The 12,824-nt window shown below is 70.0% G+C and carries 11 protein-coding genes and 1 tRNA gene; 9 read left to right on the plus strand and 3 right to left on the minus strand.

Features of this window, described 5'->3' with window-relative positions:
* Window positions 1-31 precede the first annotated feature (31 nt).
* The 9 genes from V1460_RS34440 to V1460_RS34480 all read left to right on the plus strand — a co-directional run bounded on the left by V1460_RS34440 (window position 32) and on the right by V1460_RS34480 (window position 9,764).
* Window positions 32-1,630 carry a hypothetical protein gene (locus tag V1460_RS34440; RefSeq protein WP_338677505.1) on the plus strand — a complete coding sequence of 533 codons (1,599 nt, stop codon included), beginning with the start codon at window positions 32-34 and terminating at the stop codon, window positions 1,628-1,630.
* A gap of 1 nt (window position 1,631) precedes the next feature.
* The gene (locus V1460_RS34445; RefSeq protein ID WP_338677506.1) at window positions 1,632-3,746 is read left to right on the plus strand and encodes an FtsK/SpoIIIE domain-containing protein; all 2,115 of its coding nucleotides are present in this window, start codon (window positions 1,632-1,634) and stop codon (window positions 3,744-3,746) included.
* A 212-nt stretch (window positions 3,747-3,958) separates the two neighbouring features.
* Window positions 3,959-4,150, plus strand: a complete 192-nt coding sequence (locus V1460_RS34450; protein ID WP_338677507.1) for a hypothetical protein — start codon at window positions 3,959-3,961, stop codon at window positions 4,148-4,150.
* A gap of 20 nt (window positions 4,151-4,170) precedes the next feature.
* Complete coding sequence (locus V1460_RS34455) at window positions 4,171-4,674, plus strand: hypothetical protein (protein ID WP_338677508.1); 504 nt, start codon at window positions 4,171-4,173, stop codon at window positions 4,672-4,674.
* 12 nt (window positions 4,675-4,686) lie between these two features.
* Window positions 4,687-5,202, plus strand: coding sequence for a hypothetical protein (locus V1460_RS34460; protein WP_338677509.1), 516 nt, complete (start codon window positions 4,687-4,689; stop codon window positions 5,200-5,202).
* Window positions 5,203-5,287: 85 nt separating this feature from the next.
* Window positions 5,288-6,148, plus strand: coding sequence for a bifunctional DNA primase/polymerase (locus V1460_RS34465; RefSeq protein WP_338677510.1), 861 nt, complete (start codon window positions 5,288-5,290; stop codon window positions 6,146-6,148).
* Between the two features lie 2 nt (window positions 6,149-6,150).
* Complete coding sequence (locus tag V1460_RS34470; protein WP_338677511.1) at window positions 6,151-7,626, plus strand: ATP-binding protein; 1,476 nt, start codon at window positions 6,151-6,153, stop codon at window positions 7,624-7,626.
* Window positions 7,627-8,087: 461 nt separating this feature from the next.
* Window positions 8,088-8,291, plus strand: a complete 204-nt coding sequence (locus tag V1460_RS34475) for a helix-turn-helix domain-containing protein (protein WP_338677512.1) — start codon at window positions 8,088-8,090, stop codon at window positions 8,289-8,291.
* 63 nt (window positions 8,292-8,354) lie between these two features.
* Entirely contained in the window at window positions 8,355-9,764 is a 1,410-nt protein-coding gene (locus V1460_RS34480) for a tyrosine-type recombinase/integrase (RefSeq protein WP_338678342.1), read from the plus strand.
* A 44-nt stretch (window positions 9,765-9,808) separates the two neighbouring features.
* Here V1460_RS34480 and V1460_RS34485 read toward each other — a convergent pair.
* The 3 genes from V1460_RS34485 to V1460_RS34495 form a co-directional block, all read right to left on the minus strand.
* A tRNA-Thr gene (locus V1460_RS34485) sits at window positions 9,809-9,885 on the minus strand.
* Window positions 9,886-9,983: 98 nt separating this feature from the next.
* On the minus strand, window positions 9,984-11,543 hold the full coding sequence (locus tag V1460_RS34490) for an alpha/beta hydrolase (protein WP_338677513.1): 1,560 nt from the start codon (window positions 11,541-11,543) through the stop codon (window positions 9,984-9,986).
* 66 nt (window positions 11,544-11,609) lie between these two features.
* Complete coding sequence (locus V1460_RS34495) at window positions 11,610-12,815, minus strand: DNA polymerase III subunit delta' (protein WP_338677515.1); 1,206 nt, start codon at window positions 12,813-12,815, stop codon at window positions 11,610-11,612.
* Window positions 12,816-12,824: the final 9 nt, after the last annotated feature.

Raw genomic sequence — 12,824 nt, forward strand, 5'->3', positions numbered from 1 at the left:
CTCTATTACTCCCGAAGGGAGTGCCCTCAGCATGACCGAAGTCAGCACAGAACCGGTAGCCGCCCCGGCGGCCCCGACCCCGCCACCCGAACCGCCCACGAAGACGCCGCCCGAATCGGGCGTGGAGCACACGCCCGGGGGTTGGCCGGTCGCGCCGCTGGCCCTGTCGGGTGCGAACGCGACCGTCTCCACGATCGCCGCGGCCGGTCTAACCGGCGGGCCGATCGCCGCGGCGGTCGCCGCCACCGGCATGGTCGTGTTCGGCTCCCTCGCCTCTTACCGCAGTCGCAACCCGCGTCCGAGGCAGGCCGCGCGCCGGGCCGCCGCGCGTACCGCGGCCCGCCAGCACGCCGCACGCCACCGCTCCGCCGGACTCAGCACGGCTGGGCGGAAGACCGGTTCAGCCGGTGCTCGTACCGCTGGCGGACCGGGCAAGGTGTCCGGTCAGAAGCGGCACGGACCGGGCTCCGGTTCGGGGCGCGGCGGGGCTGGTCAGGGCCGCTCCGGGGCGGGCAAGCACCGCGCTCCGGTGTCCCTGAATAAGCCCGCCGGGCTCAAGAGCGGCGGTCTCGGTGGTGCGGCGGGTGTGCTGTCCAAGGCGGGGCAGGTCAAGGCACTGCGTAAGGCGCAGAAGAAGGCCGGGGGCTCCCGTGCGCAGAAGCGGGAGCAGACGTCCGCGGCCCGGCGCGTCATAGCTGATGCTCGCCGCAACACCCCGAAGCCCGGCGCGAACAAGCCCGGTGCCGGCAAGGGGCGGGGTCGGTCGGCTGGTGTGGCGGGCCGGATGCTCGGGGGCGCGGGGCGCAAATCGCGTGCGGTGAAGCAGGCGGCCATTGCCAAGCAGCGAGCGCGCCGAGATGGGGCCACCGCGCGGAAGGTAGCCGACGGGCGTTCGAGCGTGCGGAAGGCGCCTGCCCGACAGGCCGCGCGGAAGGCGCTGCGCTGTTCCGCTGCCCGTTTCCACGGGCGCCGCGCTTTGGCCGCGCTGCTTGCGCTGCCGCTCGGTCTCCTCGGGTTCCTGGCGAGCCCGTTGGGCCGGAAGTTGGGCTTGGCCTGGCTGGTCCACCCCGGCCGGCGCCTGTTCCGGCGGCTGACCGGCGCGGCCCGCGAGGAGCGTGCCGAGCGCGATACGGCGATCCGCGAGGAACAGGCCGCCGCAGAGGACGCGGCAGAGCAGGAGGCCGCCAAGGACGTCACGGACGGGCTGGGGGACCGGGTGGAGCGCCCGGCCGGACCCGTCCCGAACCACACCGATCACACGTCGACCAGTAGTGAAGGAGAGCACGTGTCCGGGTTCCAGTTCGAAGAGCACGCCGCCGAGATGGAGCAGGCCGCCCAGTCCTACGACCCCGAGGACGCCATGGAGATCCTGACCATGGTCGAGGGGCTCCCGGCCGCGCTCACGTCGGTGGCGAACGTGATGAAGACCCTCGCCGAGCGCGCCGACTCCGAGTTCCCGCTGGAGAAGGAGGTCGCGGACGGCTTCAACGACATCTTCGGCGCCCTGATGTCCGCGGTCGCGGTCGCGGAGGACATGGGGCCGCTGTTCCGCCAGGCCCATGAGCAGGACATCGCCCGTCACGAGGACCCCCGCAACGGCCCCGAGGCCGAGAAGGGCTGGAACGTCTGACATGACTGCCACCACTGCCGCAAAGAAGAGGAAGCAGGCGGACAGTGGCCCGGTGCTGGACTGGAGCGCTGGTCACGGACCCGTGACCGGCGCTCTGTCCGCGACCACCGGAGCCCTGGCCATCGCCACCACCGGCGCCGCCACCGGCATGCCCCCCTTGTGGGCCATGGCGGTCGGCGCGGCTGGCGCCCTCGGCCATACCGTGGCCGGGCTGAAGGTCCGCAACGCGGGCCGCACCCTCGCCTTCAAGGCCGCATCCTGGCTGGTCGGCGCAGGGTGGACCACATGGGCCATGACCACCGGCCCCCTGTCCTGGGCCGCGCTCGGTTCGCTGGCCACGATCGGCGTCGGCATGGGTGCCGGCGCCCGCTCCGTCGCCCTCTACGAAGAGGCCCGCGAGGAAGAGGCACTGGCCGCCGAGCGGCGCCAGATCGCCCAAGAGATGAGCGCGGAGCGGCGCCAGATCGCCGCGGAGTGGGTGGAGCGGATCCGCCGGATCTGCACCATCACCGTGCGCGTGCTGGCGGTGGAGATGTGGGAGACCGGCAACGGCTACTCCCTCGACCTCGAACCGCAGGGCGGCACCACCTACGACCGCATCGCCCAGCACTCCGCGGCCCTGTCCGCCGACGCGAAGCTGCCGCACGGCTGCACCGCCGCGGTCGGCCCCGGCGCCCACCAGGGCCGGGCCATCGTGGACGTCACCACCCGCAACGTCCTCGCCGAGGCGCGCACCTACCCGGAGGATTACACGCCGCTGTCGATCCTGACCGGCATCCCCTGGGGATTCCGCACCAACGGCGATGACGTGCTCGCCTACCTGCGCGAGCAGTGCGCGCTGGTCGTCGGGCCGACCGGATCGGGCAAGACGAACATGCTCCACACGATCCTCGCCGGACTCGCCCGCGCCGAAGACGTCCTCACCTGGGTGATCGACCTGAACGCCGGATCGGCCGGTCTGCCCTGGGTACGCCCCGCCCTCGCAGGCGAGCTGAAACAAGGCGACGGCAATCCGGTGCGGCCCGGCGTGGACTGGCTCGCCGGTACGTACGAGGAGGCGCTGAAGCTGCTCGATGCGGCGATCGCCATCGGCCTGGCCCGCAAGCGCGGCTACCAGGAGCTGATGGCCAAGCACGACACCGACCTGTTGCCGGTGAGCGCGAAGATTCCGCAGATCATGCTGGTCATCGACGAGGGCGCGGAGATCCTGGTGTCCACCGATCGGCGGATGAAGGAACTCGCCAAGCGCATCTTGGAGTTCATCCGCATGCACCGCTCCATGGGCGGACGCACGATCATCACCGCCCTCGGAGCGACCGGCAGCGTGCTGGGCAATTTGATGATCCGCCGCGAGGCAAAGGTGAGGGTCGCCCTGACCGGTGGCGAGACCGAGGGCATGGACCTGTCGAAGATGTTCCCCGGCCGCCGTGGGCTGCGGGTGGATCAGGCGCCGTTCAAGGGCGCCGGGTTCATGGGCACCCCCGAATCCCCCGGGGCGCTGTTCAAGGCCTGGCGGATCAAGCCGTCCCAGATCCGCGACATCACCATCGCCACCAGCGACCGGCGTCCGCGTCTGGACGCGGTGTCGGTGAACGCGGCCGGTGCGGACTACGCGCGGCGGTGGGACGCGGAGCGGACCACGTGGATGCGCGACCTCACCCCGGAAGCGACCGGCACCGAGCAGTCCGCGCCCGGTGCCGGGGGAGGGTTGAACCTGTCCGCCCACCGCACCGACCGCGCCGGGAAGGCGGGTGGGGACGATGATCTGTTGCGCCGGTTCCGTGAGGAGATCGACGCCCAGTTCGCCACCGCCCCCGACCCGGACGCCTGGCCCGCGTCCGCGGGGTTGAACCTGTCGGCGCTGCGCAAAGAGCCAGAGCAGGACAGCCCTGCGCAGCGGGCCGCGCTCGCCGTGCTCCTCGCGGCCGGGCCGGACGGCACCGGGGCATCCGCGATCGCCCGCGCGCTCACGGACGAGTTCGGCACGACTCGGCAGACGGTCGTGGGCTGGCTCAAGACGTGGGCCGACGACGGCACCGCCGTGCGGATCGGACAGGGCACCAAAGCCCGCTACGTCCACCGCGACCACACCCCCGAACCGCCCCCGGGCGAGTAGCCCTTGTCGCTTGTCACCCACCCCCACACGAACACCCGCCCTCGGGGTGCTGTGGGGGTCGGAAACGGCTTGTGACCTGCGAGGCGACAAGCGACAAGACAAGCAAGGCGACAAGACAAGCGACAAGCCGCACGACAAGTCAGACGACAAGCCATCGGCGGGCAGCACCCACTCCGGGAGCTGCCCGCCAATCGTTTCCGGGAGGCCCGCTCGTGATCGTCACCCTGTCCGCCGTCGCCCTCTTCGGGCTCATCACCTTCGTCCTCATCCGCTCCCGCTACGTCGGCCCCGCCGCCGCGCTCGCGGTGTTCCTCTTCGGTTTCTTCACCGCCGACACCGGAGCCTCCACCGCCATCCGCTCCGCCATACAGGCCCTCATCAACGCCGCATCCAACATCACCTAACCCCGAAAGGAGGCACGGCCGTGAGCGAGACCGACACCCCGGCCGACTGGTGGCCGCGCATGAGCGACGCCGAGGCCAACGCCGAAGCCCGCCGCATCATCAACGACATCTACCGCCCCACCCCGCCCCCGGCGCCCATCCCGACGTCCTACCGCGACACCACCGAGCCCCCGAGCGTCGGCGACATGCCGCCGGTCTGGCAGAACGACCACCGGATCGTGCCCGCATGGGCCGCCGGAACCGCCATCGCCTCCATCGGCATCGGCGCCGGCACCACCGGCATCGGCTGCGGCGTCTGGCTCGTGCTGAAGGGATTCGCCTCCATGAGCGTCACCGGCGTCGCCTGCATGGGCGTCCTCCTCTCCGGCATCGCCTTCGCGGCCTTGTCCATTGGTGCCGCGTTCGCCCGCGCCAAGCGCAGCGTCTCCAAGGCGGTCTACACCGGGCCGGTCACCAAGAACACCCACGTCACCACCCACACCCGAGGCACGTTCGCCCGCTCCCACACCCACCTGCACAACTGACCAGGAGACAGCATGACCACCGAGACCACCACGGTCGAACCCGCCCAGCTCACCCGCGAGGCGGCCGAAGCCATCCGCGAGTTCAACCACCGCACCCTTCCCCGTTCTGGGGCTCCGGGATTGACGTACCCGGGGGAGGCGTACGACGCCATCGCGGCGCTGAAGGTCCTGGCCCAGCGGCTCCCGCAGGCCATCGAGCAGATCGGCACGGCGCTCGACGTCCTGAGCGCCCTCGGCCACCTGGGGTCTGCCGACGGCCAGGACCCGGCTCGGCACGTCGCCGCCACCCAGGACTTCCTGATCACCGGCATGGAACAGGCCCAGGGTCTCGCCCAGTGCCTGGATCTCGCGCACAGCGCCGTCAGCCCGCTCACCTACAGCGGCCCCGAGAACGGCCCGGAGGAGGAGCCGTGCGGTGAGGGCATGTGCCAGTGCTACTGCGTCGGCGCCGGACACCCCTGCGGCTGCGACTGCCCGCACGACGACGACTGCGACTGCGACTTCTGCGAGGCCCGCGACCAGTACTAACTACGCCAAGGGCGGCCCCCACTCCGCCAAGAACCGGGGCCGCCCTTGCCAGCCAGAACCCACCAAGGAACTGGAGACATCCAGCATGACCCAACAGCCCCCCTCACGGGGAGAACACCTGCGTACCGCATTGACCCTGGCAGCCTCCGGCGTGCCCGCCATGCCGCTACGAGAGGGGAAAGTCCCCTTCGGTAACTGCCGCCGCTGCGCGGACAACGCCTGCGGCGGTCGGCCGAACATGAAGACCCCCGGGCCATGTGCCTGCCCCCGGCCGTGCCACGCATGGGCCGCCGCAACCACCGACCCTGACATCATCGGTTCCGGCCCGTGGCGCCGGGCCTGGCTCACCGCGAGCGCGGTCGCCTACCACCCAGGCGGCGCCGGGCTCACCGTCGTCGACCTCGACAACGCCGACGCCATCGCGTGGGCCCGCGAGCACTTGCCCCCCACGCAGACCGTGCCCACCACCCGCGGTCAGCACTGGCTCTACCAGGGCGCCATGCAGTCCGCCAACGGCGTGCGACCCGGCGTCGACATCAAGTCCACAATGGCCTACGCCCGCTGGCTCGGACCCGGCACCGGCACCGGCACCACGACCACCCTGCCGGACGCCGTTCGCGCGCTGGCCGTGAAGGAGCGCCGCGCAGTCCGACCGGCAGCCGCCACTGTGCCCGCGCCAGCCGCCAGCGGTGAGTGCCGCCACCGCACGCCCGCCTTCCTGGAACGCGGCATCGCCATGGCCGAGCAGCGCATCAACGGGGCGTCCAGCGGCATCCACGCGGCCGTGTACGCCACGTTCCTGGCCGTGCTCTCCACGCACGGCCGGTGCGGCTGCCTCACCGAGGACCACACCGCGCGGCTGTTCGCCGCCGCGCAGGCCAAGGGCGAAACCCCGCGGCACTGCGCCGACGCGTGGAACAACGCCCGCACGAGGTTGGGACTGTAGCCATGTCCGAGGACGACAAGACCCCGGCCCGCGAAGTCATCGCCGACTACGCACAGGAGCGGTTCCGCTACTTCCGCACCGCCGACGGCACCGTCTACGCGCAGAAGAACGGCCACCCCGTCGCCCGCCCCATCCGCTCCCAGGGAACCTCCGGGAGCCACCGCCAGGAACTCATGGTCGGCCTGTTCAAAGACGGGGTCGGCGTGTTCAACGGCACCGCCCTCAAGGAGGCGCTGGACTTGATCGAAGCACTCGCACTCAACGAGACCACCCAGAACGTACACATCCGCGTCGCCCCCGGCTTCGACGGCGCGACCTGGCTGGACCTGGGCCGCAACGACGGCCAGTCGGTACGCATCCACCCCACCGGATGGGACATCCGCGTCCCCGACCCGCAGGAAGTGTGCTGGCGGCGCACCCAGCTCACCGGCGAACTGCCCCTGCCGGAGAAGAACACCGACGGCAAGGGCATCGACCTGCTGTTCCACCTGTGCAACTTCGTCAACGCCGAAACCGAATGCCTCGCGATGGCCTGGCTGGTCGGCTGCCTGGAACCCTCCGTACCCGTACCCGCCCCCTTCCTCACCGGACCACAGGGCGCGGGAAAGTCGACCGCCGGCCGGATGCTCATCCGCATCATCGAGGGCATGAGCAGCGACCTTCGCCGCGCCCCCAAGGACGAGGAAAACCTGATCGCGGCCGTCGCCGCGGGATGGGTCACCGCGCTGGACAACCTCTCCCACATGACCCCGGACCTGTCCGACGCCATGTGCTGCATCGTCACAGGCGCCGAGTCCGTCAAACGGGCCCTGTTCACCGACGGCGACGTCTTCCGCGCCCGCTACCGCCGCCCGCTCCTGCTGACCGGTATCGACGTGGGCGTCATCCGGCCCGACCTCGCCGAACGCCTCCTGCCCCTGCGCCTGGAACGGCCCAAGGTGCGGCGCACCGAAGCGGAGCTGTGGACGGAGTACGCGCAAGTCCTGCCCGTCGTACTCGGGTCGCTGCTGGACCTGACCGTCAAGGTCCGCGCCGCTTCGGCGGAGACGCCGACGGATCTACGCATGGCGGACTTCGCCCACCTGTGCGCGCAACTCGACACCGCGATGGGTCTCGGGGCCCTGCCCGCCTACCGCGCCGGACTCGACGACCTCAACGACGACGTGATCGAGGGCGACCTCCTCGCGCAGACCGTGCTGCAGTACGCGGCCGACATGCAACCCGGGGAGCAACAACGGATGACCTCCGCCGAGTGGCTGCACCTCCTCACCCGGCTCTACAGCGGCGAGGACTGCCGCCCGCTCCCCAAGGGCTGGCCGACTACCGGAAAGGTCCTCTCCGACCGCCTCAAGCGCCTTCAACCCACCCTCGCCGCCCGCGGACTGAACGTCGACTGGGGACGCACCCGCGAGGCCCGCTACATCGAACTCACCGAACCCGCCCCGGCACCCGGCCCGCAACAGGGAGCCGCGTTCTGACCGCAAGGTCACCGCACAACAGCAAGAGGAGCACCCGGGGGGCGACGCGTGCTCCTCTTGCTGTTCGGTGCGCAGCACCCTGCCGAAGAACGTGCCGCGTAGCGGCTCCTTCTTCACGCCTGAGCCGCGCACAACAACAGACACCACCCCCTCTCTTTTCCTAAGTAGAGGAAAGCTGCGTCACCTGCGTCACAGCCGACGGAAAACGGCCCCTGAACTGCCAGAACAGGCGTGACGCAGAACCCGGATGTCTGCGTCATCGTGCGTCACCTGCGTCACGCCCTCGTGTCACAGACGACGAAGCCGTGACGCACCGGTGACGCACCCCACCCACCCCACGTCACGCAAACACACAGGTCAAAGGCCCAAATGACGCACGTGACGCCGTGACGCAGAAATCCGAACCTCGGACACACGCGGACTCCGGTAGGCCCTAGGAAGCCCTCACACAGGAGGACTTGATGAGCACCGCCATTGCTGCCCCCGTCGACCGACTGCTGTACAAGCCGGAAGAGGCTGCCGAAGCTCTCGCCATCGGCCGCTCCACCGTCTACGAGCTGATGGCCGAAGGTGCCCTGCAGTACATCAAGTTGGGTCGCACACGCCGAATTCGACGTGCTGACCTCGAAGCCTACGTAGCGAACCTCAACCCTCTGCCCAACTGACCCGAGCAGGCCCTGAGGCGCCCCGAGCATCCCGCTCGGGGCGCCTTTCGCATGGAGGAGCACATGAGTCCCCGCAAGCCCAACAACGAGTCATCCATCTACTTCGGCGCCGACGGCTGGTGGCACGGCCGCGTCACGATGGGCGTGAAGAACGATGGCAGTCCCGACCGACGCCACCGTCGTGCCAAGTCCGAGCCCGAAATCAAGTGCAAGGTCAAGGAGTTGGAACGGCAGCGTGATGAAGGTCGCGCGACCAAGGCGGGCCGCGCGCCGACCGTCGCGAAGTGGATGGAGACCTACCTCACCGACGTCGCGAGCCTGAAGCTCAAGCCGCGCTCGCTCGATGACTACTGGTCGAAGACGCGCAACGACATCATCCCAGGCATCGGACAACACCGGATCGACAAGTTGCAGCCGGAGCATTTGGAGCGGATGTACCGCGCCATGCTGGACGCCGGCCACGCCCCCTCGCACGTCGTGAAGGTGCACCGCATCCTGTCCCGCGCGCTGAAGATTGCGCACCGCCGCCGTATGGTCAGTGAGAACGTCGCCACGCTCGTAGACCCGCCGAGCGTCGACGAGACCGAGGCGAACCCGTTCACCCAGGAAGAGGCCAAAGCCTTCCTCGAAGCCGCCGCGAAGCGCCCCACCTTCATGCGCTGGATCGTCGGTGTCGGCATGGGTTTCCGACAGGGCGAGACGCTCGGTCTGCGCTGGCCGTACGTCGACCTGAAAGCGGAGCTGTTCCGCCCCGAGTGGCAACTACAGCGCCTCACGTGGCGGCACGGCTGCAACGCTCCGCACGCGTGCGGGGCACGTCTCCACCGCTTCGATCCGTGCCCGCCAAACTGCACCGCGCACAAGGGCTATAAGCGTGGCTGCCCGAAGCCTTGCGCCAAGAACTGCACACGGCATGCGAGCGCCTGCCCGGAGCGCAAAGGCGGCGGTCTCGCTTTCACCCGCCCCAAGACCAAGAAGAGCCGGAACGCTGTCCCGATCCCGCCCGTCTTCATCCCGCTTCTGGCCGACCACAAGGCCCGGCAGGAGGCGATGCGGACCGCGGCCGGAGTGCTGTGGGAGGAACACCAGGTCGTGTTCTCGCGGCCGGACGGGCGCCCGATCGACCCCCGGCAGGACTACGAGGAGTTCAAGGAGCTGCTCGCCGAAGCCGGTATTGACGACCGCCGCCTGTACGACGGAAGCCGCCACACAGCGGGGACGATCCTGAACGAACTGGGGGTCGACATGACCACCATCATGGAGATTCTGCGGCACACCCAGATCAGCCAGACCCGCCGCTACGTGAAAGGGCGATCACACCTGTCGAAGGACGCGATGCGGCGGATGGGCGAGTTCTTCGCCCCCACTCCCCCGGGCCCCGCCCCGGATCCGGTTTCCGGCCCCACTGAGACCAGAACTGAGACCCCCAGCACCCGCGCGGCTCGCTCCCAACGCCGTCGCCGCATCCGCTGAACGAGAAAACCCCAGGTCAGAGCACGTTCTGACCTGGGGTTTGGTGGAGCCGCCTTCGGGATTCGAACCCGAGACCTACGCATTACGAGTGCGTTGCTCTGGCCATCTGAGCTAAGGCGGCAAGCTGCCGACAGGCCTGTCCCGTGTGGAGCAGACTGGCATCAGCAGCGGCGCTAAGTCTACAGGGTTAATCAGAGTGCCCCTGACCAGAGCCCGTGGTCACCGGCAGCGCTTGTTCGCAGGAGGCGGGGTTCCCTCCAGGAGGTAGGTGTTGACGGCGGTGTCGACGCAGTCGCTGCCACGGCCGTAGGCGGTGTGGCCGTCGCCGTCATAGGTGAGGAGCTTTCCGGAGGAGAGCTGGCTCGCGAGGGCCTTGGCCCATTTGTAGGGGGTGGCGGGGTCCCGGGTGGTGCCGACGACCAGGATGGGGGCGGCACCCTCGGCGTCGATGGGGTGGGGGCTGCCGCTGGCCTGGATGGGCCAGTAGGCGCAGTTCAGGGATGCCCAGGCGAAGCCCTCGCCGAAGACCGGGGAGGCGGTCTCGAAGTCGGCGACCGCTGCCGAGACGTCGGACGGTGAAGCGAACGCGGGTGGCGAGTCGAGGCAGTTCACGGCGGCGTTGGCATACATCAGGTTGGCGTAGCTGCCGTCGGGATCGCGTTCGTAGTAGGAGTCGGCCAGGGCCAGCAGGCCCGCCCCGTCGCCGTTGGTCGCCTGACGGAGGGCGGCGCGGAGCTGGGGCCAGGCGGCTTCGTCGTACATGGCGGCGATCACGCCGGTGGTGGCCAGGGACTCCGTGAGTTGGCGGCTGTCGCCGGTCGGCAGCGGCTTGGCGTCGACCTTGGTGAAGAAGGCCTTGAGGTTGGCTGCGGCGCCCTTGGCGGATGTGGTGCCGAGGGGACAGTCGGAGTGCTGCACGCAGTCCGCGGCAAAGGACTGGAAGGCGGTCTCGAAGCCCGCGGTCTGGTCGCGGTTCAGCTCGCGGGCGGAGAGCGAGGGATCCATCGCTCCGTCCAGGACGAGCCGGCCGACCCGCTTCGGGAAGAGCTCGGCGTAGGTGGCACCGAGAAACGTGCCGTATGAGGCGCCGACATAGGACAGCTGCTCGTCGCCGAGCACGGCGCGCAGCATGTCCATGTCACGTGCCGTCTCGACGGTGGAGACATGCGGCAGGACTGCCGCGCTCTTCTTCTGGCAGCCGGCCGCGAAGCTCTCGTACTGAGTGCGCAGGGTGGTGATCTCGGTCTGGTCGTCAGGGGTCTGGTCGGTCTGTGTGTAGGCGTCCATCTGCTTGTCGTCGAGGCACTCGACAGGTGCGCTGCGGCCGACACCGCGCGGGTCGATGGCCACGATGTCGTAGCGGGCGCGCACCGGTGCCGGGTAGCCGATGCCGGCGTACCCCTGGAGGTAGTCGACAGCCGATCCGCCTGGCCCACCCGGGTTGACCAGCAGCGATCCGATCCGCTTACCCGGCCCTGTGGCCTTCACCCGGGCCACGGCGAGCTTGACGGACTGCCCGTCCGGGTCGGCGTAGTCCAGTGGGGCCTTCAGCGTGGCGCACTCAAAACGCGGGACACCGCACTCCCGCCAGCCGAGCCGCTGCCCGTAGTACGGCTCAAGATCGGCTGCCGGGGCCGCCGCCGGACTCCCGGACGTCTCGGATGTCCCTGCGGGGAGGACGCTGCCACTGCAGCCCGAGAGCAGCATCCCTACCGCCGCGGCGCAAGCGAGGAAGGGGATGCGGGGGGTGCGGAAGCGGGCGCGCTGCCTGATGTCCATCCTGGGAGCCTAGCCGCCGATCGAGGGTTAGTACCTGTTCACGCCCGTTTGGGTGATTGTGGCGCCTCAACCAGCGCGGAGGGCCACCGTCATCGCCTCGAGGGCCAGGAGCGGCGCCACATTCGCGTCGAGTGCCTCACGGCAGGCGAGGACCGCCTCTATACGGCGCAGGGTCCGCTCCGGACTTGAGCTCTGTGCGACCAGGTCAAGCGAGTCCCGCACGTCGTCGTTCGCGAGCGCGAGCCCGGAGCCGAGTTGGATTGCGAGCACATCGCGGTAGAAGCCGGTCAGATCGGTGAGCGCGAGATCGAGGCTGTCGCGCTGGGTACGCGTCCTGCGGCGCTTCTGCCGGTCCTCGAGCTCCTTCATCGCACCTGCCGTGCCGCGCGGCATACGTCCGCCCGCAGCGGCGCCCAGTGCCACCTTGAGGTCTTCGGCCTCCTTGGTGTCGACCTCCTCGGCGAGCTGCTTGGCGTCCTCGGCCGCCGAGTCCACCAGTTCCTGGGCGGCCTTGAGACAGCCACCGATGTCCTCGACGCGCAGCGGCACCTTGAGGACACCGGCCCGGCGTGCACGGGCACGCTCGTCCGTGGCGAGTCGGCGCGCCCGGTCGATGTGCCCCTGGGTGGCTCGGGCGGCGGCGGCGGCCGCCTCGGGCTCGATGCCGTCCCGTCGCATCAGGACGTCCGCCACGGCCGCGACGGACGGGGTGCGCAGCGTGAGATGGCGGCAGCGGGAGCGGATCGTGGGCAGCACGTCCTCCACAGACGGTGCGCACAGCAGCCACACCGTGCGGGGAGCCGGCTCCTCGACGGCCTTCAGCAGCACGTTGCCCGCGCCTTCGGTGAGACGGTCGGCGTCCTCCAGCACGATGACCTGCCAGCGGCCGACCGCGGGCGACAGCTGGGCGCGGCGCACCAGATCCCTGGTCTCCTTCACACCGATGGAGAGCAGATCGGTGCGGACCACCTCCACGTCCGCATGCGTGCCGACCAGGCTGGTGTGGCAGCCGTCGCAGAACCCGCAGCCGGGCGCCCCGCCAAGCGCACGGTCCGGACTGGTGCACTGGAGCGCCGCGGCGAAGGCACGTGCGGCGGTGTCACGGCCCGAGCCCGGCGGGCCCGTGAACAGCCAGGCATGGGTCATCTTGGATGCCTCGGGCGGGTCTTCACCCGCCGCGTGCGCCGTGACGGCGACGTCGGCATCCCTGGCCGCCGCCGCCAACTGCTCCTGGACGCGCTCCTGGCCGACCAGGTCGTCCCATACGGTCATGCGGCCGTC

Source organism: Streptomyces sp. SCSIO 30461 (genome assembly GCF_037023745.1).
In the GTDB taxonomy this organism is placed as follows: domain Bacteria; phylum Actinomycetota; class Actinomycetes; order Streptomycetales; family Streptomycetaceae; genus Streptomyces.

What these genes read in the sequence shown, in the direction of transcription:
- V1460_RS34440 (WP_338677505.1), top strand. Translation starts at nt 32, where the DNA reads ATGACCGAAGTCAGCACAGAACCGGTAGCCGCCCCGGCGGCCCCGACC.
- V1460_RS34445 (WP_338677506.1), top strand. Translation starts at nt 1,632, where the DNA reads ATGACTGCCACCACTGCCGCAAAGAAGAGGAAGCAGGCGGACAGTGGC.
- V1460_RS34460 (WP_338677509.1), top strand. Translation starts at nt 4,687, where the DNA reads ATGACCACCGAGACCACCACGGTCGAACCCGCCCAGCTCACCCGCGAG.
- V1460_RS34465 (WP_338677510.1), top strand. Translation starts at nt 5,288, where the DNA reads ATGACCCAACAGCCCCCCTCACGGGGAGAACACCTGCGTACCGCATTG.
- V1460_RS34470 (WP_338677511.1), top strand. Translation starts at nt 6,151, where the DNA reads ATGTCCGAGGACGACAAGACCCCGGCCCGCGAAGTCATCGCCGACTAC.
- V1460_RS34475 (WP_338677512.1), top strand. Translation starts at nt 8,088, where the DNA reads ATGAGCACCGCCATTGCTGCCCCCGTCGACCGACTGCTGTACAAGCCG.
- V1460_RS34480 (WP_338678342.1), top strand. Translation starts at nt 8,355, where the DNA reads ATGAGTCCCCGCAAGCCCAACAACGAGTCATCCATCTACTTCGGCGCC.
- V1460_RS34490 (WP_338677513.1), bottom strand. Translation starts at nt 11,543, where the DNA reads ATGGACATCAGGCAGCGCGCCCGCTTCCGCACCCCCCGCATCCCCTTC.
- V1460_RS34495 (WP_338677515.1), bottom strand. Translation starts at nt 12,815, where the DNA reads ATGACCGTATGGGACGACCTGGTCGGCCAGGAGCGCGTCCAGGAGCAG.